Annotated in this window: 21 protein-coding genes; 8 read left to right on the top strand and 13 right to left on the bottom strand. The window is 62.5% G+C overall.

The genetic code is table 11. From position 1 onward, the window contains the following. Positions 1–102 precede the first annotated feature (102 nt). Positions 103–2,190 (bottom strand): DEAD/DEAH box helicase, encoded by a 2,088-nt coding sequence (locus HMPREF2559_RS01815; RefSeq protein ID WP_066490718.1) that lies wholly within the window; start codon positions 2,188–2,190, stop codon positions 103–105. A 257-nt stretch (positions 2,191–2,447) separates the two neighbouring features. Next, a complete protein-coding gene (locus tag HMPREF2559_RS01810; protein WP_070539370.1) occupies positions 2,448–3,857 on the bottom strand; it encodes an NAD-dependent succinate-semialdehyde dehydrogenase in 1,410 nt (469 codons plus the stop codon). A gap of 289 nt (positions 3,858–4,146) precedes the next feature. On the opposite strand from HMPREF2559_RS01810, the gene HMPREF2559_RS01805 reads away from it, so the two are divergent. Further along, positions 4,147–5,265 (top strand): alkene reductase, encoded by a 1,119-nt coding sequence (locus tag HMPREF2559_RS01805; RefSeq protein ID WP_371325670.1) that lies wholly within the window; start codon positions 4,147–4,149, stop codon positions 5,263–5,265. Positions 5,266–5,364: 99 nt separating this feature from the next. On the opposite strand, the gene HMPREF2559_RS01800 is transcribed toward HMPREF2559_RS01805, so the two are convergent. Together HMPREF2559_RS01800 and HMPREF2559_RS01795 are read right to left on the bottom strand one after the other, a co-directional pair. Beyond that, entirely contained in the window at positions 5,365–6,204 is an 840-nt protein-coding gene (locus HMPREF2559_RS01800; RefSeq protein ID WP_070539367.1) for a MurR/RpiR family transcriptional regulator, read from the bottom strand. A 22-nt stretch (positions 6,205–6,226) separates the two neighbouring features. Further along, positions 6,227–7,495, bottom strand: a complete 1,269-nt coding sequence (locus HMPREF2559_RS01795) for an MFS transporter (RefSeq protein ID WP_066509330.1) — start codon at positions 7,493–7,495, stop codon at positions 6,227–6,229. Positions 7,496–7,693: 198 nt separating this feature from the next. Between HMPREF2559_RS01795 and HMPREF2559_RS01790 the strand changes: the two genes are divergently transcribed. Continuing rightward, complete coding sequence (locus HMPREF2559_RS01790; protein ID WP_066490710.1) at positions 7,694–8,236, top strand: hypothetical protein; 543 nt, start codon at positions 7,694–7,696, stop codon at positions 8,234–8,236. Between the two features lie 55 nt (positions 8,237–8,291). On the opposite strand, the gene HMPREF2559_RS01785 is transcribed toward HMPREF2559_RS01790, so the two are convergent. The 3 genes from HMPREF2559_RS01785 to HMPREF2559_RS01775 all read right to left on the bottom strand — a co-directional run bounded on the left by HMPREF2559_RS01785 (position 8,292) and on the right by HMPREF2559_RS01775 (position 12,000). After that, positions 8,292–9,215 carry a hypothetical protein gene (locus HMPREF2559_RS01785; RefSeq protein ID WP_066490708.1) on the bottom strand — a complete coding sequence of 308 codons (924 nt, stop codon included), beginning with the start codon at positions 9,213–9,215 and terminating at the stop codon, positions 8,292–8,294. Positions 9,216–9,386: 171 nt separating this feature from the next. Beyond that, positions 9,387–10,238 (bottom strand): DNA primase, encoded by an 852-nt coding sequence (locus HMPREF2559_RS01780; protein WP_066490697.1) that lies wholly within the window; start codon positions 10,236–10,238, stop codon positions 9,387–9,389. 67 nt (positions 10,239–10,305) lie between these two features. Then, positions 10,306–12,000, bottom strand: a complete 1,695-nt coding sequence (locus tag HMPREF2559_RS01775; protein ID WP_070539365.1) for a carboxylesterase/lipase family protein — start codon at positions 11,998–12,000, stop codon at positions 10,306–10,308. Between the two features lie 178 nt (positions 12,001–12,178). Here HMPREF2559_RS01775 and HMPREF2559_RS01770 point away from each other — a divergent pair, with 178 nt between their 5' ends. Together HMPREF2559_RS01770 and HMPREF2559_RS01765 are read left to right on the top strand one after the other, a co-directional pair. Further along, a complete protein-coding gene (locus HMPREF2559_RS01770; protein ID WP_141681518.1) occupies positions 12,179–12,997 on the top strand; it encodes a hypothetical protein in 819 nt (272 codons plus the stop codon). Between the two features lie 365 nt (positions 12,998–13,362). Then, positions 13,363–17,088: a multifunctional oxoglutarate decarboxylase/oxoglutarate dehydrogenase thiamine pyrophosphate-binding subunit/dihydrolipoyllysine-residue succinyltransferase subunit gene (locus tag HMPREF2559_RS01765; protein ID WP_197429488.1), complete on the top strand. Its 3,726-nt coding sequence runs from the start codon at positions 13,363–13,365 to the stop codon at positions 17,086–17,088. 182 nt (positions 17,089–17,270) lie between these two features. Here HMPREF2559_RS01765 and HMPREF2559_RS01760 read toward each other — a convergent pair whose 3' ends face one another. Continuing rightward, the gene (locus tag HMPREF2559_RS01760; protein ID WP_066509318.1) at positions 17,271–18,071 is read right to left on the bottom strand and encodes a hypothetical protein; all 801 of its coding nucleotides are present in this window, start codon (positions 18,069–18,071) and stop codon (positions 17,271–17,273) included. A gap of 94 nt (positions 18,072–18,165) precedes the next feature. Between HMPREF2559_RS01760 and HMPREF2559_RS01755 the strand changes: the two genes are divergently transcribed. After that, a complete protein-coding gene (locus tag HMPREF2559_RS01755) occupies positions 18,166–19,296 on the top strand; it encodes an Mrp/NBP35 family ATP-binding protein (protein ID WP_070539363.1) in 1,131 nt (376 codons plus the stop codon). Between the two features lie 110 nt (positions 19,297–19,406). Here the strand turns inward: HMPREF2559_RS01755 and tatB are convergent, their stop codons facing one another. The 3 genes from tatB to sigE all read right to left on the bottom strand — a co-directional run bounded on the left by tatB (position 19,407) and on the right by sigE (position 21,060). Then, a complete protein-coding gene (gene tatB / locus HMPREF2559_RS01750) occupies positions 19,407–19,937 on the bottom strand; it encodes a Sec-independent protein translocase protein TatB (RefSeq protein WP_070539361.1) in 531 nt (176 codons plus the stop codon). Positions 19,938–19,944: 7 nt separating this feature from the next. Next, positions 19,945–20,358 (bottom strand): anti-sigma factor family protein, encoded by a 414-nt coding sequence (locus tag HMPREF2559_RS01745; protein WP_066490670.1) that lies wholly within the window; start codon positions 20,356–20,358, stop codon positions 19,945–19,947. A 93-nt stretch (positions 20,359–20,451) separates the two neighbouring features. Further along, positions 20,452–21,060 (bottom strand): RNA polymerase sigma factor SigE, encoded by a 609-nt coding sequence (sigE, locus tag HMPREF2559_RS01740; RefSeq protein WP_230384020.1) that lies wholly within the window; start codon positions 21,058–21,060, stop codon positions 20,452–20,454. Between the two features lie 122 nt (positions 21,061–21,182). Between sigE and HMPREF2559_RS01735 the strand changes: the two genes are divergently transcribed. Beyond that, positions 21,183–21,827 carry an O-methyltransferase gene (locus HMPREF2559_RS01735; RefSeq protein WP_066490657.1) on the top strand — a complete coding sequence of 215 codons (645 nt, stop codon included), beginning with the start codon at positions 21,183–21,185 and terminating at the stop codon, positions 21,825–21,827. A gap of 530 nt (positions 21,828–22,357) precedes the next feature. Here the strand turns inward: HMPREF2559_RS01735 and HMPREF2559_RS12930 are convergent. After that, on the bottom strand, positions 22,358–22,522 hold the full coding sequence (locus tag HMPREF2559_RS12930) for a hypothetical protein (RefSeq protein WP_156435913.1): 165 nt from the start codon (positions 22,520–22,522) through the stop codon (positions 22,358–22,360). A gap of 213 nt (positions 22,523–22,735) precedes the next feature. Then, positions 22,736–23,953: a glucose-1-phosphate adenylyltransferase gene (gene glgC, locus HMPREF2559_RS01730; protein ID WP_066491075.1), complete on the bottom strand. Its 1,218-nt coding sequence runs from the start codon at positions 23,951–23,953 to the stop codon at positions 22,736–22,738. Positions 23,954–24,087: 134 nt separating this feature from the next. Between glgC and glgA the strand changes: the two genes are divergently transcribed. After that, positions 24,088–25,242, top strand: coding sequence for a glycogen synthase (glgA, locus tag HMPREF2559_RS01725; protein WP_070539359.1), 1,155 nt, complete (start codon positions 24,088–24,090; stop codon positions 25,240–25,242). Then, positions 25,243–26,688, top strand: coding sequence for a GH32 C-terminal domain-containing protein (locus HMPREF2559_RS01720; protein ID WP_070539357.1), 1,446 nt, complete (start codon positions 25,243–25,245; stop codon positions 26,686–26,688). It abuts the gene before it with no gap. Positions 26,689–26,803: the final 115 nt, after the last annotated feature.

The following is a 26,803-nucleotide window of genomic DNA, read 5'->3' as shown; positions in this document are numbered from 1 at the left end:
ACCGTGTTGTCCCCGGCGCCAACCACATGCGAAAGACCCGGCCAGCGAACTCCTCTCGAGTCCGCTGGCCGGGTCTTTTCTGCGGTCTAGGCGTCTAGCTGGCTAGTCGCGCCAGCCACCGCGACGGTCATCACGGTCGCGGCTACCGCGGAAACCACCACGGCGGTCATCACGGTCGCGGCCACCACGGTAACCACCACGGCGATCGTCACGGCCACCACGGCGGTCATCACGGTCGCGGCCGCCACGGTAGCCTCCGCGGCGATCGTCACGGCCACCACGATCGTTGTCGCGACGCGGCGGACGACCAGTGTCCTTCGTAATGTTGATGAGCTGGCCGGAAATGCGCGTGTCCTTGAGACGGTCGAGCACGGCCGGATCCATGTCCTTCGGCAGGTCAACCAGGGTATGCCCCACGGCGATGGTAATGCGACCGAAGTCCTTGGAGGTCAAGCCACCTTCGTTGGCCAGGGCGCCGACGATGGCACCGGGGCGGACATTCTGGCGCTTGCCGACATCAAGGCGGTAGGTAACAAAGTCACCGTCAGGACGACGCGGGCCGCGATCACCACGGTCGCCGCGGCCACGGAAGCCACCGCGGTCGCGGTCACGACGGTCGTCGCGCTCAAAGCGGTCACGGTCGCGGCGGTCACGCTTGGACTTCGGTTGCTCCTTGAGTAGGAACTCCTGGCCTCCCTGCAGCTGCACGGCGAGTGCGGCGGCAATGTCGTCCATGGCCACATTGTTGGTCTCCGAGTACTTGCGCACGAGGCCGCGGAAGAGCTCCATCTGCTTGTCCTCGAGAGACTCGCCGATAGACGCCGCGAACTTCTCCTTGCGCTTCGCGTTGACCTCGTCGACGCTGGGCAGATCCATTTCCTCGAGGCGAGCATTGGTCACGCGCTCAATGGAACGGAGCATGCGACGCTCACGCGGGGTGACGAAGAGGATGGCCTCGCCTGTGCGGCCGGCACGACCGGTACGGCCGATGCGGTGGACATAGGACTCCGTGTCATTCGGAATATCGTAGTTGATGACGTGCGTGATGCGGTCCACGTCCAAGCCACGGGCCGCGACGTCTGTCGCGACGAGGATGTCCAAGCGGCCATCCTTGAGCTGGTCGACGGTGCGCTCACGCTGCTGCTGCGCGATGTCGCCGTTAATGGCGGCCGCGTTGTAGCCGGCGTCGCGCAAGGTGTCTGCAACTTCTTCGGTCTCGTGCTTCGTGCGGCAGAAGACAATCATGCCGTCGTATTCGATGACCTCCAGGATGCGCGTGAACGCATCCATCTTCTGGCGGTGTGCCGTAAGCAGGTAGCGCTGCGTGATGTTGTCGTTCGTGCGGCGCTCAGACTTGACGGTAACCTCAGCAGGTTCATTGAGGTACTGCTTGGACAGGCGGCGAATGCCATTGGGCATGGTCGCGGAGAAGAGTGCGACCTGCTTGTCTTCCGGAGTATCTTCGAGGATGCGCTCGACGTCTTCCTGGAAGCCCATGTTGAGCATCTCGTCCGCCTCATCGAGCACGAGGAAGCGCAGCTGCGAGATGTCCAGCGAGCCCTTCTCCAAGTGGTCGATGACGCGACCCGGGGTGCCGACGATGACCTGTGCGCCACGGCGCAAGCCCGAGAGCTGGATGCCGTAGGCCTGACCACCATAGATGGGCAGGATTTCAATGCGGCCTAGGTGGTCCGCGAAGGACTGGAAGGAGTCTGCGACCTGCAGGGCGAGCTCACGCGTCGGCGCGAGAACGAGGGCCTGCGGGTGGCGGGCATCCGGATCGATCTGGGACAGGACCGGCAGCGCGAACGCTGCGGTTTTACCCGTACCGGTCTGTGCAAGGCCCACGACGTCGCGGCCCTCCATCAAGATCGGAATGGTCTCTGCCTGAATGGGTGAAGGGGTGGTGTAGCCCACCTTGGCAACGGCCTCCTGAACTTCTTCAGGTAGACCGAGGTGCGCAAACCCCTGGGAGTCGTCATTGGCCGAATCCTCAGATTCGGCGCCGGTGTCCTCAGAAGTTGCCGCAGCCCTGGTGTCGTTGTCATTCGAGTCCGTGGCGCTATCTGCCACGACGTTATCCGTGGCATTGCCTGCCACGACACCTTGCGTGTTTTCCTGAGATTCCGACTGATTGAAATTTTCTTCCGGCTCGTTGACGCCGCCGGTGGCGTTATCGGTAATGCTCATTGCTCCACCCACACTACTTGACGCAGGCAATAAACACCATTGAATACACAAATAGTTACGTGTTGGTGGGCGGAAACACCGCGGTGCGCTCCCCACCCGAATGGTCACAATGGCTCGTCCCGGTTGCTAGTTCCGGTCGCGCCTCTCCCCTTCCCGCAGTATGCCCGCAACACGAAACGGCACCCACGATTCCATCGTGGACGCCGTCCTTATGCGAGGTGTTAGCGCATGTTCACGCTAACGAAAGCTACGCCAGATTAGAGGACGGGCGACAGTCCAGCGTCGTCTTGTCCGGAGACGCGGAACAGGTGCTCATTGACGAACTCGCCCACGCCCCAGCGTGCGAGCTCACGGCCGTAGCCGGAACGGCCCACGCCGCCGAAGGGCAGGCCAGCGGCGGTCACGGAGGCCTCGTTGACGAAGGTCATGCCGTCTTTGAGCTGGGAGGCGACCTTCGCAGCAGCCTCCACGTCGGCGCCCCACACGGAGCCGGACAGGCCGTACTCGGAGGCCTCGTTAGCCACCTTCACGGCCTCGTCCGCGTCCTTGACCTTGTAGACGATGGCGACGGGACCGAAGATCTCGTTGCAGCCCACGTCTGCCTTCGGGTCGACGTCGGTGAGCAGCGTGGGCTCCATGTAGGCGCCCTCGCGATCAAGGGCCTTGCCACCCACACGAATGGTGGCCTCACCGTTCTGCGCAGCCTTCTGGAGTCGCTCGACAATCTCGTCGCGCGCGTCGATGGAGGACAGCGGTCCGATGTCCGCGTTCTCGTCGTCGAAGGAGCCGACCTTCATCGCGTCGATCTTCTTCTCGAGGTACTCAACGGTGCGGTCGTAGAAGTCTTCCATGACGATGAGGCGCTTAGGCGCGTTGCACGCCTGGCCGGTGTTGTACATGCGGATGGGCAAGTACTGGTCCAGGACCCACTCAAGCTTCTCGTCATCGAGAACGATGAACGGATCGTTGCCGCCCAGCTCGAGCACGGACTTCTTGTAATTTTCGCCTGCGGTCTTCGCCACGGCAGCGCCAGCGCCCTCGGAGCCGGTGAGCGAGACGCCCTTGATGCGCTTATCCGCCACGAAGTCATCCATCTGGGAGCCCGAGGCGTAGATATTGATATACGCGTCCTTGGGCAGGCCCGCCTCGACGAGCAGATCCTCACAGTCCTGGGAGGACAGCGGGCAAATCGACGCATGCTTCAGCACGATGGTGTTGCCCAGCAACAGGTTGGGAGCAGCGAAACGAGCGACCTGGTAGTACGGGAAATTCCACGGCATGATGCCTAGCAGCGGGCCAAGCGGGTCCTTGCGCACGTAGCTGTGAATGGCACCCTGCGCCGGGAGTTCCTCGTCCGCGAGCAGCTCGTGCGCGTGCTCGGCGTAGTACCGGTAAATGTCGGCGACGATAGAAATCTCCGCCTTGCCCCAACGCGTGAGCTTGCCCATCTCACGTCCGATGTGCTCGGCGAGTTCCTCCGCGCGCTCCTCGTAGAGGTCCGCGGTACGCGCCAGCACGGCGGCGCGCTCATCGATGCTTGTCGCGCTCCACTCCTTAAAGGCCGCCGTGGAGCGGTCTAAGATGCCATCGCGATCGGAGTCCGCGATGCGCTGAAAAGTCTCTTCTTGCTTACCAGTGTTCGGGTTATTTAATGCGAAATCAGCCATGGCCCCCTGCGTACCCGCACACCCGGCATCCTTCAATGAAGAACGGTGACGACCGCGGCTCACCACGCCAAAGACACGTCATACCTTTGCATATAAAGATCTGTTTGGGCTTAGGCGTGGAGGCTGGCCCAACGTCATACCCGCCAAGGCGGTGGCAAGCACCGCGGTATGCGTGGCGGCGGTGGCGACGATGGCCTTCTTTGTCATTTCCATGGTTTCGAGAGTCCGTCGCGGCCCGCCGGGCGGTAGCCAATTCAACCGTAACCAACGCACCCGGAATAAAGCACAGATGCGCGCCGTTGTAGCCACCATGACCACGAGCGATCTGTTTAAGCCCCTGTCCCTCGGCCGTTACGAGCTGGCCAACCGCGTGACCATGGCGGCCCTCACCCGCTCCCGCGCGGGCGAGTCCGGCATCCCCACCGAGCTCCACGCGGAGTATTACTCGCAGCGTGCCAGCAACGGACTCGTCGTCACCGAGGGCACCTTCCCCGCGGTGTCCACCCGCGCCTTCCCCGGTCAGGCCGGTATCGAGACTGCAGAGCAGCAGGCCGGTTGGGCCAGGGTTGCGGACGCCGTCCACGCCAAGGGCGGCACAATCTTCATGCAGATGATGCATGCCGGCCGCCTGTCCCACACAACGCTATCGAACGGCCCGCAACCGGAGGCACCGTCCGCCATTGCCTCGGGCACCGCCGTACGCGACTTCGAGACCCGCAAAGACTGCCCGGTGCCCCGCGCCTTGGAGACCTCGGAGATTCCGCGCATCATCGAACAGTTCCGTGCCGCCGCCCGCCGCGCGGTCGACGCCGGCATTGATGGCGTCGAAATCCACGGCGCTAACGGATACCTGCTCCATGAATTCATGGGCGCCGTCTCCAACCAGCGCACGGACGAGTACGGCGGCTCGCCCGAAAACCGCGCCCGCCTGCTCATCGAGCTCACCCAGGCCCTTGTCGAGGAAATCGGCGCCGACCGCGTCGCCATCCGCCTGTCCCCCAAGATGAATGCCCAGGGGCCCATCGATCCCGAGGACAACGACGCAGAGGTCGCCGCCACCTACGGTGCCTACCTCGACGGCATCAAGGATCTGAACATCGCCTACGTATCCTTGCTCTGGGGATTCGAGGAGAACGCGCTTATCCAGAACCTTGCGGAGAAAGCCCGTGCCAACGGCACGACCCGCGTCCTCTTCAACACCGGCTTCCCCACCGTCACCCAGCTTTCCGATGCCGCCGCGCTCATCGAGCGCCCCTACGTCGACGCCGTCGTCGTAGGCCGCATGATTCTGGCTAACCCGGATCTCTCCCGCCGCTGGGAGGAGGGCCTTGAGCTCAACGAGCCGGACCCCGCCACCTTCTACGTGGGTGGCGCACATGGTTACACGGACTACCCGTTCGCTAGCTAGTTACGCTCCCGCTCACCGCTCAGCAACGCCGCCGCACTCCTCATCTGGGGACTGCGGCAGCGTTGCTTTTATATTGTGCGCGCATGGTGCGTGCTGCGCTTAGGTCTCGAAGACGCGCTTGAGTCGATCGAGCCGGTCCTGGTATTCCTTGACGCGCTCCGCGTATCGTTCACCAATCGTCACGATGACCGAGTTGGCAATCATGAGCGGCACAGACATGGACAGCCAGCCATCGCGGGCGCCACGCGGGGACGCCAGCACGATATCCGGGATGGGCGAGAGAATCTGCAGATTATCCGTCACGAGCAGGATGCGTGCGCCAACTTTCTCCGCGTGCGCGAGGAGGTGGCGCAGCTGCCTGGAAGTTTTGCGGAACTCGAAGACGATGAGGACGTCCTTACCCGTCATGGTGAGCACAGCCTCCGCATTCTCATGCGCCGTCAGGTCGGTGAGGTCATGTACCGCAAGGCCAAAGCGGCCGAGACGGCGATAGTACATCTCAGACAACAGCGCGGAGTCGCTGCGGCCATAGATATAAATGCGCTCGCCTTCCATGATGAGATCCGCCGCAGCGTCGATATCGCGCTGCTTCACGTTCTTCGGGATGAGAATGAAGTTATCAATCTCAGACTGCACCATGTTGCCCAGCGTGGAACCATCGCGCATAGTCGCTGCCCGCGGCTTGAGCGTCTCCACGTGACCAGCAAGGAAATCAGAGTGCATGTCGCGCAGATCCGCGCGCAGCTCAAGGAAACCCTTGTAGCCGAGTTTCTTCGAGGTACGCGTCACGGCAGAGGGATGAACGCGGGCACGTGCGGCCACGTCTTCGCCGCGCCACAAGGCGGCCTCTGCTGGGTTGGATAGCAACACATCAACGATCGCGAGGTCCGACTTATTCAGGTCGGCACGATGACTCTCGACACGTTCTTGAAAACTCACGGGCGCTAGTCTAATGAAATTTTTATTTCCCAAGTAACCCGTTGGTCATTTTTTGGTTCCGCACGCGCAGACGGCGCGGGATAACCGTTTCTAACGGCTCGCGAGCAAAGAACCAACCGCTCAGCCCCACGACGGCAATGACCGCACATAGCCCAAAGGCTGCCATAAATCCCCATTCGTCCGCGAGTGCACCAATGACGATGGGGCCTAAGATTTGACCAAAGTCGCCCGCCATCTGGAATGCGGAGAGCACCTGGCCGCCAGAGCGCTCGTTGCCAATAACGTCCGCGAGTGCTGCCTGCTGCGCCGGATTGATAAGGCCCGAGGCCGCGCCGGCCAACACGGAGAATACGATGAGCGAGACCACGTGGTCCGCGAACCCCAGCGTGCCCATGAAGACCCCGGAGCCCACCAGGCCACTTATGATGAGGGGCTTGCGGCCCCACCTGTCTGCCAGGCGGCCCGAGAATTGCAGAACCGTCGCATTACCCGCCGCGAACGCCGCCAGCGCGAAACCAGAAGCCGCCGCACCGTTGTGAAAGACGGATGCCGCAAACAACGGAAGCACGGAGACGCGCACGCCCATGTTGATCCACGAGTGCGCAAAGTTCGACGTCAGCGCGGCGCGAAACGCCGTGTCAGACCATGCGTCACGCACCGCCATGTGTGGCGCCTCGTGGGCACGTTCCTCCTGGGGGTCGACCTTAGGCATGAGCACCGCCACGATAAGCGCGGCAATGCCCACGCCGACGCCGTAGATAAAAAACGGCCACCGGAAGCCGAGGAACGACAAGGACGCGCCCACCAGCGGTCCGGCCACGTTACCCAAGAGGAATGCCGTGCCGTAGAGTGCCGAACACTTGCCGCGAATCGTGGGCGGCGACAAACGCACGATAAGTCCCATGGCGGAAACCGTAAACATCGTCGAGCCAATGCCCGCGATGGCGCGCAACGCGAGGATGTGCCAATAGCTTTGCGACAGAGCAACCATGCCCGTGGCAACACCCACCGTGGTAAGGCCCACGAGGTAAATCCGGCGCGAGCCCAACATATCCACGAGGCGTCCGGACGCAGGCGCAAAGAACAGCCGCGACGCGGCAAATGCAGAGACCACACAACCCGCGGCCGCCATCGACACGTCGAAGCTCACCACGAACTGCGGCAGCAGCGGCGCGATGAGCCCGTAGCCAATCGCAATCATGAACGCCGCAGCGACCATAATCCAAATCTCACGCGGTATCTTCGCCTCAATCTGCGGCTCTACCGACTGCTGCGGCTCCGGGTGCGGCATGCCAGAAGATTCCGCGACGGACTGGCGTGACGCAGACAGTTCCCTGTCGTGTTCCGAAATTTTTTCTTCCCCTTTCTTCGTGCTATTCAGTCTATCGCTCTTGGATGCGCCGCTATAGTCGCCACATTTCGAACACGATTTCGATGTTCGGCATTGTCCGGACCCGGCGTGTTGGGGCCTAGCCTTACTCTGCGAAGCATGAACACTGTTGCTGATACTCACCTTGCCATCGAACTCTCCGCCGCAGAGACCGTGTCCAAGCTGCGCACCGTGCTGCGCCACCCGCGCTCCCTTGCCCGGCCCGTCGCCAGCTGGCGTCCGCCCACACTGGCGCTGCCTGCCGTGGGGGCTGCCCCACCGCTTATCATCGCGCTCACGCGCTATCGCGTGGGCCCGGTGGCCAAGGCTCGCGTCCGCGGTTATGGCGCCACCCGCGAGCCCGCGTATCTCATCAGCGCGCGGATCACGGTTCCCACCGGACCGCTGCGTAGCGACGCCGCACTCGTCGCCGCCGAAGCATGGGTGCGCGCTGCGGTCAGCCCGGCGCCGGCACCCGCCGAAGAGGACACGTCACGCCCGGCGCTCGCAGCGGTCGACACGCCGCATGACTGCTACGGCGGAGACGCGGTGCACGAGATCACGACGTCCTCGGCCGCCACCTTTGTCTGGCTCGTGGACCGTGACTTCCGCCCGGTGCCGTCACCGTTGTCCATGTTCGAAAGCTTTGCGTCTGCGGCCTAACCAGCCACCGGCCATGGCCGCGAACCACTACCGGGGACCGCTGCCGCGCTGCGACTTAAGCCCTGTGGCGGCCTTGTGCGTCTGCGCCTAGCGCGCGAGAGCCCTCGTTGCGGGGCGTTCCTGCGGTGCCGGTAGTTTCGCGTGCGAGCTCATTCAACGCACGGCCGGCGTCCTTGACTTCTTGCTCGCTCTCAGTGAGAAGAATGCGCGACAGCCGCGGCTCGTTGCCGCTAAAGGTAAAGAAAGCCATGGGGCGCGGCGGCATATAACGCACCAGGACGAGCACGATGAGCACGCAGAACGTTTTATCAATGCTGTCGCAGATGAGGTTCTGCAAAATAGTGGCTTCCACCTCGCCCATGCGCAGCAGCACAAAGAAGTTCGCGACGGATTCCGCGTTCGGCGTCGAGTCGCCGCGTAGCGCAACGAGGACGGTAAGCGACGACAGGATGCCGTTGATCAGACCGATGAACGCACCGCGCGCCATGACGCTGCCGAGTGAGGAGAACACGGAGACGCGCGCGCAATAGCTCACGGCCAGGGCAACGAAGGCTGCGGAGACCACGTGCGGAATCATCATGGGTGCCGAGAATCCCCAAAGCACGGCGGTAAGCCCGGCGGTCGCGAGCCCGAGGATCGGTCCGCCAATGACAGTTGCGCCGATGGTGCCCAGCGTGTCGCCATAAAAAGGCAATCCCAGGCGATCGACGGACATGCCCACCACAATGTTGACGAACACGCCCATGGGCACGATGATGAACACACGGTCAGGCGCACTGCCGTATCCAGCAATGAGAAACAGTACGGTCGCGACGGCGACGAGGATGTACATCGTCTCCTCTGCCGGAATGTCATAGATGCGGTGGAGCGGGATGTCCCCTGGCCATTGAAACAATGCGACAAACCACTGGCTGGCTAGGAGCGCGACGCCCACAACAGCGAGGACGGTGCGCCACCGCGCTTGGGTCTGGAACTCCACTGTCCTGTCGTCCTCGTCTCTTATCTAGGCCATGGCGTGCCGCCGCGCCGAGTGGAACCGGCGCGGCACATACATTCGGGCTATTAGTTTTAGTTTAACGCGACGGCAGATACTTTAACGCGGCGGTCGGCACATTTCTTCAGCAGTGGCTATCCAACCCAACGCCGCAGACTAGTCACGCGTGATGTCGGTGCCCTCGGCGTCGTCGTCAGTCTCCACGTCGTCCTCGTCCTCGTCGAAGTCGTCGTCACCGTCCAGCTCGTCCGCGTCGAGATCATCGGCGCCGAAGATGTCGTAGACCTCAGGCTCGTCATAGTCGTCATCGTCGAAGGACACGAGCTGTGCTTCCCAATCGAGGGCCTGCTCGGAGACGAGTCCCAGTACGTCGAAGAGACGATCAAAGTCGGTGTACGTGCCCAGCTCGAGGGTCTCGGCGGGAATTTCGATGACGGGGCCTTCGCCCAGGCCATTGCTCAGCAGCTCGAGGCGGTCATCATCGAAGTCGTCGCCCAGCTCCCACAGCTCGTGGATGGACTCGTCTTCGAGCTCCTCAAACTCTTCTTCATCAAAATCGAAAGCCACGAAGCGCACGACGGCGCAGGGCTCGCCGTCCACGGACTCAACGAGCACGCGCAGCTCCGAGTCATTGGCGACCTCGGCGACAACGAGATTCGGGTTGAACTCGTCTTGTGCGAATTCAAGTTCCGCAATGCGCTCATCGGTGCCCTCGAGCAGATCGCGCAGCACCGTGACAACCTGGTCGGTCGCGATGTGGCGCGCCACAGCGTCGAGCGCGTCGTCCACGGAGAAGGCGACGGAGACCAAGACGGCCTCAAATTCCTCATCGTCTTCGTCGACATCCGCCGCCGCGATGTACACGTTGGCCGCCGGCAGCAGCGGATCGATCTCCTGGAACTGAATCTCCAGGTCAGAGGTGATAGGAACGAACATGATGTCATCGTGAACGCGGGACTCGATGCCCTCAGCGTCCAGTGCAGTCGCAATATCTTCAAAGAAGCTCATGGTGACCCTTTCGATTCGTGATGGCGTGCACGAGGCGGTGGCTTCCGTCCACCGTCACAGCTTACCTTTATTCCAGCGTGCCCGTGATGAATCCCAGTTGTGCCGCCAACTCTGGGCGGCCGACTCCCCACTCGCACATGTTGTAATTATCCCAGGCCACGCGGCGTTGCGAGTACGGATCCGCCTCGACACGCACCACGTCGTCGAAGACAAGAGTCTCGCGCAAGGCCAGCTGAACGCGTGCCTCCTCGCCCGCGGGCACGAGGCGATGGGCCGTATCGGCCGGGTGCGCGACCCGGTACGGTGGCCACTCTGGACCCGGTTCGCCGCCGTGGATGAAGGCGGCCCACTGGCGCTGCATGAGGACCGTGAGTTCATCGAAGCTCTCTGTCGAGCCGATACGCGTGAGCGTCGACATGCGCGAGGCCTGCGCGTCGCCGAAGACATTGGAGAGCTCAAGCGAATGCATAGCACCAAGCCCTAACCAGCGCAGCGCCACCGGCGCGAAGTCGAAACGGTACATCCATGTCGGTGCGACCAGGCTGTGTGCCTCGGCGACGCGCACAGACGGCGCCCAAAAGAGGGCATCGGCAAGCAAATGCGCAAAGTCCGCGCGCGTGGACGCGCCGTTATAGGCGGCGACGACGGCAGGCGCGCCCTCCTCGTCGAAGCTGGAGAGCAGGCGCAACGCCGCGCGCTGGCGGGCAAATTCGCGCTGAAAGAGGAACTTACCAAAACTCGCCTCATCCGAATTCGTGCCGATGAGCAGCGGCACGGGGGCCTGCTCGCCCGCCTCAAACGTATCGATGGGGTGCCGCGGCACCAGATCCCCGTCGACGGTGGGCGCGTAGCAGGAGTTGAGATGGAGAAGCTCACCCGCGCGCCACATCATGGATTGCCCCGCGCGCACGATGTCCGCGAAGTGCTGGTTCTGGACGTCCCCTAGCGTGGCCAGGCGCGGCAGGGACAGCTTGTTTACCAGCTCGCGGGCCCACAGGGTCGACTGCGTGCGCGAATGGATCATGGAAATGGGCGGCGATTGCGCAATGGCGCGGTGAAACAGCCCGCGCGCAGCCGGGGTGCCCATGAGCGTAAGCACGGCCGCACCGCCGGCGGACTCCCCCATGAGCGTGACGGAGTCCGGGTCGCCACCGAAGCTCGCAATGTTATCGCGCACCCACTTCAGCGCGAGGAGCTGGTCGCTCACGGCCGGGTTGGCGCAAGCACCCTCGGCCGCGCCGAGACTGCGCATGTCGAGGTATCCCAACGCACCGAGCCGGAAGTTCACGGAGACGTAGACGACGTTCATGGTCTGCGCGAGCTGAAAGCCACGCAGCATGAGCATGTGGGAGGAGCCGACGATAAACGAACCGCCGTGGAGATAGACGACCACGGGCAGGGTCTCGTCCGTGTCGGGGCGCACGACGTCCAAATGGAGGCAGTCCTCAGAGCCCACAATCTTGTCCGTCCACGAATACGTGGGCTGCGGGGCAACCGGCCCAAATTCGCGACAGTCACGAATGCCTTCCCACCCCTGTGCGGGGCGTGATCGCTGAAAGCGTCCCGAGCCGCTCGTATCCGCGCCAAACGGAATGCCGCGCCAGGAGCGCACGGCCGCTCCCGAAACGTCCTCATACAGACCGCGCACCCAGCCCTGCTGAGTGTGCACCGTCAAGGCATCCGCCAGCGCATTATCGGCCCTTAACTGGGCACGACGTGCGCGCGCATGAGCCTCCCGAGCGGCCCGCCGCGCCTCGGACACGGTGGGCTCATACCCATGGTCCGCTCGCGCCTGACCCGCGGCGCCACGAGGGAGCCGCGGGGGCGTGTTTTCCGGGCGGTGTGCGCGCGGTGGACGGTTGAGCGAGCTCATGCCTCCAGCGTAATTCCGTACACTCGATCCTGCGTACCAATGACAAACATGATTTAAGGAAGCGACCATGATTTCAGACAAGCTCTTTGGAAAGAAGTCCTCGACCAAGGCTGAGGTGCAGCCGCGCGACGACGGCGAGGGCACCGTCCTCACGGAGGAAGAGCGTTCCCTCAACGATTCCTTTCGCACGCAATGGGCCACGGAAAATTCTGACGGTGACAAGTTCTCCGCCATCATCTTGAGCACGCTCGACCGGGCGGTCGGTATTCAGGCCAGCACCATCTCGAAATACGTGGACGGCGTAATCGAGAAGAACCAGAACGTCTCCATGGACACCCGCCAAGGCGTTATCGATGACCACTTCCTCAAGATCGTCACGGGCACCGGCGCCGGTGCCGGCGGCGCCGCGGCCATTCCGGGTATCGGTTTCGCGACGGGTACTGCGGCGATTGCCGCGGAGTCCGTGGTCTTCCTCGAGGCCGCCACGTGGTACATCCTGGCCTCGGCTAAGCTCCGCGGCATAGCCATTGAGGACAAGGAACTGCGCCGCGCACTTGTGCTCATGGTGCTTTCCGGCTCCCGCGGCACCGCCATCGTTGACACCTTCTTCACCGAGGCTGCCGATGCCCCCGGTGCGGCCACTGCCACCCGTCCCGGTTCCCTTGCCTCGGCCGCCGCGCTCACGCGCTTTTCCGCACCGACGCTGCAGGGCCTGTCCGGCCGCCTGGCCAAGACATTCACCAAGAAGGTCGTCGGCCGCTTCAAGTGGGCATGGCTGTCCAAGCTGCTGCCGTTGGGCCTGGGCGCCGTCGCCGGCGGCATCGCCAATCGCAAGCTAGCGCGCAGAGTCATGGACAACGTACACACGCAGCTGCGTGCTCTATAAGGACCCTGCACCTCCGTTTCCACCCCGTGGCCCCAGAGCACGACCTGTGTACTACTTTCCGACTTCGTCCTGCGCTGGGTGGTGGACGCGGCACCCCCGCTTGGGCGAGCGTTCCCCACACCGTAACGAATAAGCGCAGGTTAGTGGGCGGAAATTATGCACCCACTCTAAAAGTCACCAAACGACCCCCCACTCTGTGAATGTTTCACAGTGTGGGGTTTATCATGGTGGGCAGACTATCGGCACCGGTGGGCCTTCTGCAGGCCCTTCTAGATTCCGGCCGTCGGTCCCAGCGTCGAATAAACGACCGCGTTAAACGCAACTTAAATAAGCATGTAAGCAAGGAAATGAGGCGAGCATCTGCCGTGAGCAACTCGAGCATCTTCGGCCCCAACGCATGGCTGATTGACGAACAGTTCCAGCAGTATTCCAAGGACCCGAACTCCGTCGACAAGGAGTGGCGCGAGTACTTCAAGGCCAACGGCGCCCCGCAAAGCGCAACGCAGTCTCCGGCTGCCGTGAAGCAGTCCGAGGGTTCTTCCATCGAAGTCAAGCAGTCCGCGCGCGAGACCAGCACGTCTGCCGCCGCTGCCGACGCTCAGGCTTCCACGAAGAAGGCTGCACCGGCACCGGATAAGCCGGCTTCCAAGAAGTCCGCTGCGAAGAAGCCGCAGTCCCCGCTCGAGCGCATTGGCGAGGCACCGGAGCCGGGCGAGACCCAGCTCAAGGGCATGTTCAAGGCCATCGCCAAGAACATGGACGAGTCTCTGACCATCCCCACGGCCACCACCGTGCGTGATATGCCGGTCAAGCTCATGTGGGAAAACCGCGCGCTCATCAACGATCACCTCAAGCGCACCCGCGGCGGCAAGATCTCCTTTACCCATATCCTCGGCTACGCCATGGTCAAGGCCGTACAGATCCACCCGGCCATGAACGTGCGTTACGAAAACAAGGACGGCAAGCCTTTCGTTGTTCAGCCCGAGCACGTCAACTTGGGTCTAGCCATCGACCTTCCACAGAAGGACGGATCCCGCGCCCTCGTCGTTGCCGCCATCAAGGACTGCGAGCACAAGTCCTTCGCCGAGTTCCTCGACGCCTACGAGGACATCGTCGCGCGTTCCCGCAAGAACAAGCTGACCATGGATGACTTCTCGGGCGTGACCATCAACCTCACCAACCCGGGCGGCATTGGTACCCGCCACTCCATCGCCCGCCTCACCAAGGGTTCTGGCGCGATTATCGGTGTCGGTTCTATGGATTACCCGGCCGAGTTCGCTGGTGCCTCTGCAGACCGCCTCGCTGAACTGGGCGTAGGCCGCCTCGTCACCCTGACCTCCACCTACGACCACCGTGTCATCCAGGGTGCGGAGTCCGGCGAGTTCCTGCGCACCATCGGCCAGCTCATCAATGATGACGCCTTCTGGGATGAAATCTTCAAGTCCATGGGCGTGCCCTACGCTCCGTTCCGCTGGGCACAGGACGTGCCGAACACCGGCGTGGACAAGAACACCCGCGTCATGCAGCTCATCGAGGCCTACCGCTCCCGCGGTCACCTCATTGCAGACGTCAACCCGCTGAATTGGCGCCAGCCGGGCCTGCCTTGGCCGGATCACCGCGACCTGGACATGCGCACCCATGGCCTGAGCATCTGGGATTTGGACCGCACCTTCAACGTCGGCGGCTTCGGCGGCAAGGAGCAGATGACGCTGCGCGAGGTGCTCTCCCGCCTGCGCGCTGCCTACACCCTCAAGGTTGGCTCCGAGTACGCCCACATCATGGACCGCGACGAACGCGAGTGGCTGCGCGACCGCCTCGAGGCTGGCGTCCCGAAGCCCACCAACGCTGAGCAGAAGTACATCCTGCAGAAGGTCAACGCGGCAGAAGCCTTCGAGAACTTCCTGCAGACCAAGTACGTGGGCCAGAAGCGCTTCTCGCTGGAGGGCGCCGAGTCGCTCATCCCGCTCATGGACTCCATCATCGACACCGCTGCAGGCCAGGACCTCGACGAGGTCGTCATCGGCATGCCGCACCGTGGTCGCCTCAACGTCCTGTTCAACATCGTGGGCAAGCCGCTGGCCGACATCTTCGATGAGTTCGACGGCAAGTACAAGGAAGGCCAGCTCGGCGGCTCCGGCGACGTCAAGTACCACCTCGGCGCCGAGGGCGAGCACTACCAGATGTTCGGCGACGGCGACATCAAGATCACCCTTGCCGCCAACCCGTCCCACCTCGAGGCCGTTGACCCAGTCATGGAGGGCATGGCCCGCGCGAAGGAAGACCTTCTGGGCAAGCCGGGCGAGCACCCCGTCGTGCCGATCATGCTCCACGGCGATTCATCCTTCAACGGTCTGGGCATTGTCCAGGAGACCATCAACCTCTCCCGCCTGCAGCCCTACACCGTGGGCGGCACCGTCCACATCGTCGTCAACAACCAGGTGGGCTTCACCACCACCCCGGACCTGGCGCGTTCCACCCACTACTCCACCGACCTCGCCAAGGGCTTCGACTGCCCAGTCTTCCACGTCAACGGCGACGACCCGGAGGCTGTCTACTGGGTGGGCCAGCTGGCCGCTGAGTACCGCCACGCATGGGGCAAGGACGTCTTCATCGACCTCATCTGCTACCGCCTGCGCGGCCACAATGAGGCGGACGATCCGTCTATGACGCAGCCGCTGCTCTACGACATCATCGACGACCACACCTCCGTGCGTGAGCGCTACACCCAGGAGCTCATTGGCCGCGGCGACCTCTCCGACGAAGAGGCAGAGGCAGCAGCACGCGACTTCCACGACCAGATGGAGTCCGTCTTCACCGAGGTCAAGGCCGCGGAGAAGGCGAAGCCGAAGCAGCAGACCGGCATCACCGGATCCCAGGAGCTCACCCGCGGTCTCGACACGTCCATCACCCGCGACGAGCTCGCCGCGCTGGGCCAGGCCTTCCTCGATACCCCGGAGGGCTTCCAGTACCACAAGCGCGTGGCCAAGGTGGCCGAGCAGCGTGCAAAGGCCGCCATCGAAGGCGGTATCGACTGGGGCTTCGGCGAGCTCATCGCCTTCGGCTCCCTCGCTAACGCCGGTAAGACCATCCGCCTCGCTGGTGAGGATTCCCGCCGCGGTACCTTCACCCAGCGCCACGCGGTCGTCTTCGACCCGACCTCTGGTGACGAGTTCAACCCGCTTGACGCTCTCGCTAACGAGCGCGGCAACGGCGGCTCCTTCAACGTCTTCAACTCTGCGCTGACCGAATACGCCGGCATGGGCTTCGAGTACGGCTACGGCCTGGGCAACCCCGACGCCGTCGTCGCATGGGAGGCACAGTTCGGTGACTTCGCCAACGGCGCACAGACCATCATCGACGAGTACGTCTCCTCCGGCGAGGCCAAGTGGGGTCTGCTCAGCTCGCTCATCCTCCTCCTGCCGCACGGCTACGAGGGCCAGGGCCCTGACCACTCCTCCGCCCGTATCGAGCGCTACCTGCAGCTGTGTGCTGAGGGTTCCATGACCGTGGCTCAGCCGTCTACCCCGGCTAACCACTTCCACCTCCTGCGCCGCCAGGCACTCGGTGACATGAAGCGCCCGCTCGTTATCTTCTCCCCGAAGGCCATGCTGCGCCTCAAGGACGCGGCTTCCTCCGTCGAGGAATTCACCGAAGTCAAGAAGTTCCGCTCGGTCATCAACGACCCGAAGTACTTCGACCTGCAGGGTGAGAAGATTGCGGATACCTCCAAGGTCAAGACCATCATGCTCGTCTCCGGCAAGCTCTACTACGACCTTGCTAAGAAGCGCGACAAGGATGGCCGCGAGGACGTCGCTCTCGTGCGCGTGGAAATGCTCCACCCGATCCCGTTCAACCGTCTGCGCGAGGCCTTCGCTGCATATCCGAACGCGGAGCAGATTCGCTTCGTCCAGGCTGAGCCGGCCAACCAGGGTCCGTGGCCGTTCTACAACGAGCACCTGCGTCGCCTCATCCCGGATATGCCGGAGATGGTGCGCGTGTCCCGCCGCGCTCAGTCCTCGACTGCAACCGGTAACGCCAAGGTCCACGCCATTGAGCATGACCAGCTGCTTGAGGAAGCCTTCGCGAAGTAAGGTTCTTCCCTCCTAGCACGACGCCCCGCTGACAGCTCCCCCGCTGTCGCCGGGGCGTCGGTGTTTTTCACGTCCCCGCCACGCACAAATCCGCTCGCCCACACCATGGACGAGCGGATATCTCTAGCGGCATCTAGCCCGCGCACAGCCGCGCCGCAGGTCTCAGCAACTAAGCCGCCACGCTACTTCAACGTCGAGCCGCCTGTATCGCCAGACCCCGACCCAGCGCCGGCGTTGGCGCCGGCATCCCCGCCCGCGCCGCCGTCGCTCGTGCCGCTGCCTTCCGAACTACCGCTTGTGTCTCCTGGGTTCGACGTGGAGGTGTTAAGCCAGTGCTCCACCGTCTGGCTCACGCTGCCTGTGCGGTCAGCCTCCTCCACCAGGTCGTCGAGGTCCTCGGTGGTGAGATACTTCGTCACCGAGGCAATCTCAAAACGCTCGTCCCGATCAAGCAGATCTTTAGCGTAGATAGGTACAAAGTTCTGAGGCAGATCGACCTTTTCTTGATCTTTGCAGCCCGGTGCGGACGAAGGATCCACGGTTGTCAGCACCGTGGGCAGAGCATTCATCATCGCGATGTGCGTCTCTGCAAGGAAGTCCCGGTCCGTCTCGTCACCGGCCTCCTCGCGTTCCTTCTCTAGGCGCTTGGCCGTGGGCATATCGAAGCCCGCGAGCGCGTTGCCGGTACATGCCACGAGGAAATTCGAGTTTCCCTCTTCCAATTCATCCACGCGGGAGCTGCTATCCGGCATCTGCTCATGCACGAGGCTGGCAGAGCGCCCCTCCTCCCCGAGGGTCTGGATATAGATTTCTCCGAGCACGAGCTGCTCGGGGGAATCAGGGGCCACCGCGATGCGCACTTGTGCCCGAGACAGTTCAGATGCCTCAGGCAACGGCTCCTGGCGCGCGCACGCGCTCACCCCTGCCGTGCTCGCTGCCACCGCTGTGAGAGCCACAAGTCGGCGGGCAAAACGTGTATGCATGAACGGGGCTCCTTGTCGCGAGATCAGCTCGAATCCAGGTGGTACGGGTGACCAGTTTACACGGGTAGATCCGGGACTAAGATGGGTAGCTGATATGACTAACGCAATTGAAGAATCCCACGTACGCGAGGCACTGTCCCGCGTCGAGGACCCCGAAATCGGTCGCCCGATTACCGAGCTGGGCATGGTGAAATCCATCGCCATTGACGGCAACGATGTCGCGGTCGAGATCTACCTCACCATCGCTGGCTGCCCCATGAAAAACACCATCGAACAGAACACCCGCGCGGTGCTCGAAGACCTCGAGGGCGTGGGCACCGTGACCGTGACTATGGACGCGATGAATGACGACCAACGTCGTGCCCTCAAGAAAAAGCTGCGCGGTGGCCAGGCCGAGCCCGAAATCCCCTTCGCCAAGCCGAATTCCACGACGCGCGTCTTCGCCGTGGCTTCCGGCAAAGGCGGCGTGGGCAAGTCGTCCATGACGGCCAATCTGGGCGCCGCGCTCGCTGCCCGCGGCCTCAAGGTTGGCATCGTCGATGCCGATATTTACGGCCACTCCATCCCCGGTCTCCTGGGCAATATGGAACCGCCCACGGTCATCGATGAGGAAATGCTGCTGCCGCCGATCGCGCACGGCCTCAAGTTCATCTCCATCGGCCAGTTCATCGAGGGCAATGCCCCCATCGTGTGGCGCGGCCCTATGCTCCACCGCGCGCTTCAGCAGTTCCTGGGCGATGTCTTCTGGGGCGATCTTGACGTCCTTCTCCTCGACTTGCCGCCGGGTACCGGCGATGTCGCGCTGTCGGTCGCACAGCTCATCCCCAACGCGGAGCTCCTCGTCGTCACCACGCCGCAGGCAGCCGCCGCTGAGGTCGCTGAGCGTGCCGGCTCGATGGCGCAGCAGACCGGCCAGCGTGTCGCCGGAGTCGTGGAGAACATGTCTGCCATGGTGATGCCGGATGGCTCCACGATGGAGATCTTCGGCGCAGGCGGCGGCCATACCGTCGCCAATCGCCTGAGCACGCTCCTTGGCGCCGACGTTCCGCTGCTCGGTCAGATCCCGCTGGATCCGGCCCTGCGCACCAATGGCGATGAAGGCACCCCCGTAGTCGTTGCGGCGCCTGAGTCCCCCGCCGGAGCCGCGCTTGCCGATGTCGCCTCGAAGCTCGTCGTCCGCAAGGACTCGCTCGCTGGCAAGTCTTTGGGTCTCGGCGTGAAGTAGACCGCACGAGATAAAGCCTCGCGAACACTGTACCGAGAGTTCACGGGGCCTTTTCTTCTATGTTCTTGTTCCCTATGGTTGTTCCCTGTGGTTGTTCTCTGCGCCTACGGCTAGGTGATATCCGCCCACGAGAAGCCACCACCGCTGCTGTAATCGCCGCCATTCTGGCTGCGCTGCTGCGGGTTCTGCGGTGACTGCGCAGGATTCTGGGCCGGGTTCTGAGCGGGATTTTGGGGCGCCTGAGCCGCGCCCGGTCCCTGATATCCCTGGGAGCCGCCCTGATTCGGCTGTGCGCCTGCAGCAGGCTGTCCGGGCTCCTGGTGACGCGAAGGCTTGCGCGGGTCGAAGTCATCCCAGGCGGAATCGTCGCCATCAAAGAGTGCCTTAGTAATCGCCGCCCGCGGACCCATGCGGCCCCACTCCGCAGCCGTATTGATGGGACCACGCAGAGCGTCAAACTCTTGGCCCAAGCTGCTCATCTCGCCATTAAGTTCCGCCTTGGCACTATTGATAGCCTTGCGCGCAGCATAGATGGCAGCGCGCACGTCCTGAATCACACCAGGCAGGCGCTCGGGGCCAATGACCAAAACAGCAATAATGGCGATGACGAAAATTTCGCCCCACCCGATATTGGAAAACACGCGTTCTTTACCTTCTCATTGCGCGACGCAGCGTGTCGAGCTTATCCAAAAAGTCTTGTTTAGGAGTACACGCCAGCTCTTCCCCATTGGGCCCGGAGCCCTGGGGCGACGACGCAATATTCGTGAGCCGTGCGACGAGGCTTTGCGGGATATGCACATCCTTGCTGCGTTGTCGGACCCACTCGGCTGCGCCACGTTGCCGCTCAATCTCGCCACGGCATTCCGGGCAGTGCACGAGGTGCACCCGAACACGATGTTGCGACTTCGGGCCCATCTCACCATCGACAAATGCAACGACGGCTTCTGGACCGAGGTGACCAATGGAATCGTAACGTCGCGCTTTTGCTTTCAGCTTGTCTACCGTGCGCTGGCGCACTGCGCGTGCGCCGCCGAGCGACACGGTTGCGGCGTGGTTCTTCATGGCCACCTCCTTTATCCAAGCGGGTGAATGAATCGGGTCCGCAGCGCTCGTGCTGGCGGGCGTGTGTACGTCTCCAGCCTAGCGCGCTGAACGCTACCGCGTGCGAAGCAAAATGCGTGCGTCAGAATCGTTGACGGCCGCGGCTTCGAGTGAGGCGCGCAGCTGCGAGCGCCCACGGTGGATACGCGAACGAACCGTACCCATCTTGACGCCCAGCGTTTCTGCGATTTCGTCGTAGCTCATTCCTACGACGTCACACAGAACGACAGCGACGCGGAAGTCGGGACTCAGCTCATCGAGTGCACGCTGCAGCGCAGGGTCGAGGTTTGCCACGGTGTAAGCCTGCTCCGGGGTCATATCTTCGCCCGGGACGCGGTCATAGTCCTCCGGCAGCGCCTCCATGCGGATCTTGCTGCGATGGCGCACCATGTCGAGGAAGAGGTTGGTAGTGATGCGGTGTAACCAGCCCTCAAAGGTTCCGGCCTTGTACTTATCCAAGGAGCGGAAGACGCGCATAAACGTTTCCTGGGTGAGGTCTTCCGCATCATGTTGATTACCGGAAAGGCGGTAGGCCAATCGGTACACGCTATCCGCGTGTTCTGCGACGAGTTCCTCCCAGGTGGGCATGCTGGCCTCGCCCGCGTCAAAGGCAGCGGTCCCGTGAAGCTGGTCCGAATAATGGTCTGCCATTGCGCGTTTCATGCATTTCATTGTGCTATATCCGTGCTCCAAAAGCCAGATATCGAGCTGCTAATCCACTGTGAATGGTCCTGTGCACGACCTGCCAGCCCCGCGCACCGGCTTGGACCGCTAGGATAAGCACTGTGACTTCTACTGCATATAATGCCCTGCTTGACTACATCGACACGACCACTGAGCGCTCGGAGGCGCTGCGTGCCGCCTACGCGCATGCGGAGGAATTCTCGCTTCCCGCCCCGGGTGTTGCTGTAGGTCAGCTCCTTGCCACTCTTACTGCTGGCGGCGTGCACGCGGAGAAGCCGCAGGCGATTGCCATTACTCCGGCAGTTTCCGTAGCAGGTCTCTATCTGCTCGAGGGCCTACCTGAAGGCGGCATCCTTTCGTGCATCGACCCAGAGGCTGAGCACCAAGCCAACGCCAAGCAATTGTTCCGCACGGCAGGCCACCCTACCTCGCGCGTGCGCTTCCTCCCGTCGCGTCCCCTCGATGTCATCGGCCGCCTCGCCAACGAGTCCTACCACGTCATTTACGCTGATGTTCCCACCATGGATCTGCAGGCTTTAACGAAGGCCGCGTGGCCGCTGCTCACACACGGCGGCACGCTCGTCCTTGCTGGAGCATTGCTCGACGGAACACTGGCCGATACCTCACGGACAGATCGCACCACGACTGCTGCGCGCGAAGCCGATGAGTTCGCACGGTCACTGGAGGACGCTGTCATTACGCGTCTGCCCCTCGAATCCGGTATCACGCTGGTTACCAAGCGTTAAGAGCTGGGTCGCGGTAAGCGCCCCGCTGTCACCGTCGGCGCACAAAGCACAAAGACCTCGCTGTTCCGATAAGCAACCGTGAGGTCTTTGTGTACCCACGCTAGAGGCGCAAAGCGTTGAGCAGCCACGCGGGCACTTCACCGCTCACGCCAAAACGGTGCCGATGAGGAAAGTAAGCACCGCGCTGCGAAGACCAGAATGTCAAATCCGGCGGGCATCAGCGTCTCTTTATGGTTCGAGGACTTATCAGAGTCAAGATCCGCACTTGGCGTTCTGCCACTGCCGAGCTGCCGGCCGCTTGTTGTTAAGCTCGCACTACTGCTTCTGCGCGAGAATTCTCCGCAGCGCGTTCCACTTCGCTCAAGTCGGTGCCATCAGCCGCGCGATCCATGCAGCGGCCCTGGCCCTCCTAGCCAACCCCGATCTCCCCCTCGTTTGCACCGGATTGTCTTCTATCTCCGCCGCTTGTGCCTGCGCTCAAGTCTGATCACGCAACATGGCACTGAAACGTTCTACACCCGATTGCGTGGTTACCGTGCTGCACGGTCCATGCTGCCGGGAGCGGACGCGACAGCGGCGGTGTCACGGACAGCATCCTTGTCAAAGGCCTGGGGAACCGCCGCCGAACCGCCGACCACGATGGTCAAGGCCGTCGCAAAGGCGACGACTGATTTGAAGACGGTATCAAACTGCATTGCTTTCATAATTCCCCGCTATGTTGACTACTCTATGCGCGTTTTATTCGTAAACCACGACCAGATTAACTGATAGTGTTATAAGAAAGCAACCTTTTTGTTACGTAATCGCTGTAAGATCAAACAAGACCCGCACGGGGCGGGCCTTGTCGCTGAAGCACTACCGTGGCACGGTCGTTACCCGTGCATCACCTGGCGTATTTCCATGCCGTTTTACACCGTCTCGTTCTTGCCCACGACCACTACGCCGCCGGCAGATACGGTGTACTTCTCCTCGTCACGCTCACGGTCAACGCCGATAATGGCGCCATCGGAGATAACGACGTTCTTGTCAATAATGGCGTGGCGCACGACAGCACCCTTTCCTACGCGCACGCCTGGCATGAGAACCGACCCCTCAACAGTCGCGCCGTCTGCCACGTGAACGTCGGACGCGAGCACCGAGTTGCGCACCGTACCGCCCGAGATGATGCAGCCCGCGGCAACCATGGAAGCCTGCGCGATACCGTTCTGCACGAACTTCGCCGGCGGCAGGTTCGTCGCATCCGTCGAGTGGATGGGCCACTGTGAGTTGTACAGGTTGAAGATGGGCAGCACAGAGATGAGATCCATGTGTGCCTCGTAGAAAGAGTCGATGGTACCGACGTCGCGCCAGTAACCGTGGTCGCGTTCGGTTGCACCCGGAACCTCGTTCGACATGAAGTCGTAAACGTGGGCCTGGCCGCGCTCGACGAAGTACGGAATGATGTCGCCACCCATGTCGTGCGCTGAGTTCTCGTTCTTCTCGTCTTCCAGAAGTGCCTGCTTAAGCGCAGAGGCAGTAAAGACGTAGTTACCCATCGAGGCGTAGGTCATATTCGGATCATCCGGCGTAGACGGCGGGTTGTCCGGCTTCTCCACGAATTCCGTGATGGTTCCCATGCCGTCAGCCTCGATGCAGCCAAAGGCCGTCGCTTCCGAACGCGGAACGCGAATGCCTGCCACGGAGCAATCCAGTCCGGTCGCGATGTGTTCCTCGACCATCTGGGACGGATCCATGCGGTAGACGTGGTCCGCACCGAAGACGATGACGTAATCCGGCTTCTCATCGTTAATGAGGTTGAGCGACTGCACGATGGCGTCTGCCGAGCCGTTGTACCAGCGCTTACCGCGACGCTGCTGTGCCGGGACCGAAGCGATGTACTGCGGGGTCGGACCCGACAGGTTCCACGCCTGGGAGATGTGACGGTCGAGCGAGTGAGACTTGTACTGGGTCAGCACGGCAATTTTGAGGTAACCGGCGTTGACCAAGTTGGAAAGAACGAAGTCGATAAGACGGTAGGCACCGCCAAAGGGGACGGCGGGCTTGGCGCGATCTTCAGTGAGGGGAAAGAGGCGTTTTCCTTCGCCACCGGCGAGAACAATGGCTAGAACTTTAGGCTGGGATTTCACATCTCCCAACTTATCCATGCTTTGCCTTTTTGTCATTGAAAATATGCGCGAATTCATGTGATGTTTACACAGGCACCCCCGAGGCCACAAGAATCCCCGGCGAGGGCGCGGTTTTGTGGTTACTCTGGTCGATTATGAGAGCCGGAATTTTTACCAAAGAATACCCGCCCGAAATTTACGGCGGTGCAGGCGTTCACGTCGCCGAGTTGACTCGTTTCATGCGCGACATTATCGATGTTGACGTCCACTGCATGGGCGCCCCGCGTGAGGAAGCCAATGTCTACACGTACGGTGTTGATCCGGACTTAGCTGATGCCAACGGCGCGCTTAAGACGCTGAGCACGGGCCTGCGCATGGCCAACGGGGCATCGGCAGCCGATGTCGCGCACTCGCACACCTGGTACACCGGCCTTGCTGGCCACCTTGCGGGGAAGCTCTACGGAATTCCACACGTGGTCACCGCACACTCGCTCGAACCCCACCGCCCGTGGAAGCGCGAACAGCTCGGCGGCGGTTACGACATCTCCTCGTGGTCGGAGTGCAACGCCATTGAGAATGCTGACGCCGTCATTGCTGTGTCTGCAGGCATGAAGTCCTCCATCCTCGATGTCTACCCCAATGTCGACCCGGACAAGGTCCATGTCGTCCTCAACGGCATCGATACGCAGCTGTGGCAACCGCACGAGACCGAACTCCTCGATAAGTTGGGCGTCGACCGTAACCGCCCCATCGTTGCCTTCGTTGGCCGTATCACCCGGCAGAAGGGCGTGGCTCACCTGCTCAAGGCAGCCGCTGACTTCGACCCCGACGTGCAGCTCGTGCTGTGTGCTGGTGCCCCGGACACTGCAGAGATCGAGGCAGAAACCAAGTCGCTCGTGGAGGGCCTCCAGGCTCAGCGTGATGGCGTCTACTGGGTCCGTGAGATGCTCTCCCGCACCGACATTCAGCAGATTTACTCCGGCGCTGACATCTTTGTGTGCCCCTCCATTTACGAGCCGCTGGGCATTGTCAACCTTGAAGCCATGGCGTGCGGGACTGCCGTCGTGGCTTCTGACGTGGGCGGAATTCCGGAAGTTGTCGTGGACGGCGAAACGGGTACCCTGGTCCACTACGACGAGCAGGTGCCCGCGGAATTCGAGGCGGGCATTGCTGCCGCCGTCAACCGCCTGGTGGGCGACGCCGACACGCTGCGTGCGTGGGGTGCGGCCGGCCGCAAGCGCGCGGAAGAGAAATTTAGCTGGGCGACCATCGCCGCCCAAACAGTCGATATTTACCGGAGCCTGATTTAGATGACCTACCGCCCTGAGCTGCACGTCGCTTTGGAGTCTGGGGTGCTCGAAGCACCCGCAGGAGCCTTACTCGACGGCACGACGTGGCACCTCTTCCACCAATATCGTCCGGCCCCTGGCGAGCCTTCCCGATGGGGCCACGTCTTTGCGGAGGAAGCGCCCTTCGAGTGGCTCGAGTGCGATGACGCTCTCGCGCCTGTAGGCGGCGAGTTTGGCCTGCGCGCTGGCTCCGTGGCGGCGGTCGGCCCTGATATCAACCTGTATTTCACCTCATTGACCGCTGGCGCCTCGTCCATTCGCTTCGCCAAGTACACGGGCTATGACGAAACGTGTGAGGTCTCTGACGATCCGCAGGCGCTGGACCCCAACGTGGCTCGCCATGGCGAGGTCATCACCAGCGCCGATGGATTCTCGCGCTTTCGTTCGCCGTGCGTTGTCCCCGACTGGGCTGCCGACGACAAACGGGAGGACGGCCACGAAGGCTGGCTCATGCTGGCGCTGTCCGGTTCTACGGAGAACCCAACGCCGGTCGTGCTGCGCAGCGCCGATGGCGACACGTGGCACTTCGACGGTCCGCTGACATTCAAGGGCAATACCGCCTTCCCCGGCACCAAGGACGATCTCCCGGCCGCGATCGTCTCCCCTCGCATCATCCGCCTACGCGATGAAATCGACGGCAACGTCTATGACGTTCTGTTCTTTACTGTCGAAGCTGTGGGCAAGGAATCCGGCGAGGTGGCTGGCTACCTCGTGGGACGTCTGCAGGGCACCGAGTTTGAGGTTGTTTCCGGCTTCCGTCGTCTCGACTACGGCCACGACTTCACCCGCCCGCGCAATACGAATTCCACACCGGGCACGTTCTCGGAGGACTTCAATTACCGGGAAGCCTGCTTGTTCGGTTTGCTCAATGGTCGTGGTCGCAGCGATAACCCCGCGGTTCATCACTCGTGGACCGAGGAAGGTTGGGCCAACGCGCTCACGCTGCCGCGCCTCGTGACACTGCAGGGAGGAGTGCTGTACCAGACTCCCCCGCGCGGTTTGCCGGACGCTGTCTCACATTCGAAGCGCGCCCGCATGTGGACGGGCCTGCTCGAGGTTCCGGCCGGCAGCGCCGTCACCGTCACGCTCCTCGACGGCCACGGCAAGCCAGCGACGACGGTCACCCACGCGGGCACGGAGCTGCGCGTCGACCGTTCCATGTCGCGTGCCTTCGACGAAACGTATAAGACGGACATCCCTGCGGTGGCTCCACTCACCGAGGATCCAGAGAACGTCGACGACTCGCTCACCATCGTCGTCGACGGCACGACCGTAGAGATTTTCGCGGACTCGGGCCTGGTGACCATGGCCTCGCGCATGTACTTCGATGGCGGCTGCAGCGGCTTCCGCGTTGAGACGAATGGCGACGCTGAGGTCGTGCGCAGTTTCGAGCGCGCCGGCTCCTAATCGCGCGGTCCGGCGCCCACCACAGCACGGAAACGGCCCCGCAACATCACAGTTCGTGATGCTGCGGGGCCGTTTGCCTGTTCCGGGCTAAGTAGCAGAAAGCGTGTCTGATTCT

Origin of the sequence: Corynebacterium sp. HMSC072G08 (genome assembly GCF_001809185.1) — a bacterium.
GTDB classification, from domain to species: Bacteria; Actinomycetota; Actinomycetes; order Mycobacteriales; family Mycobacteriaceae; genus Corynebacterium; species Corynebacterium phoceense.
The sequence above is the reverse complement of the archived record's forward strand: the minus strand, read 5'-3'. Positions and strand labels throughout refer to the sequence as shown.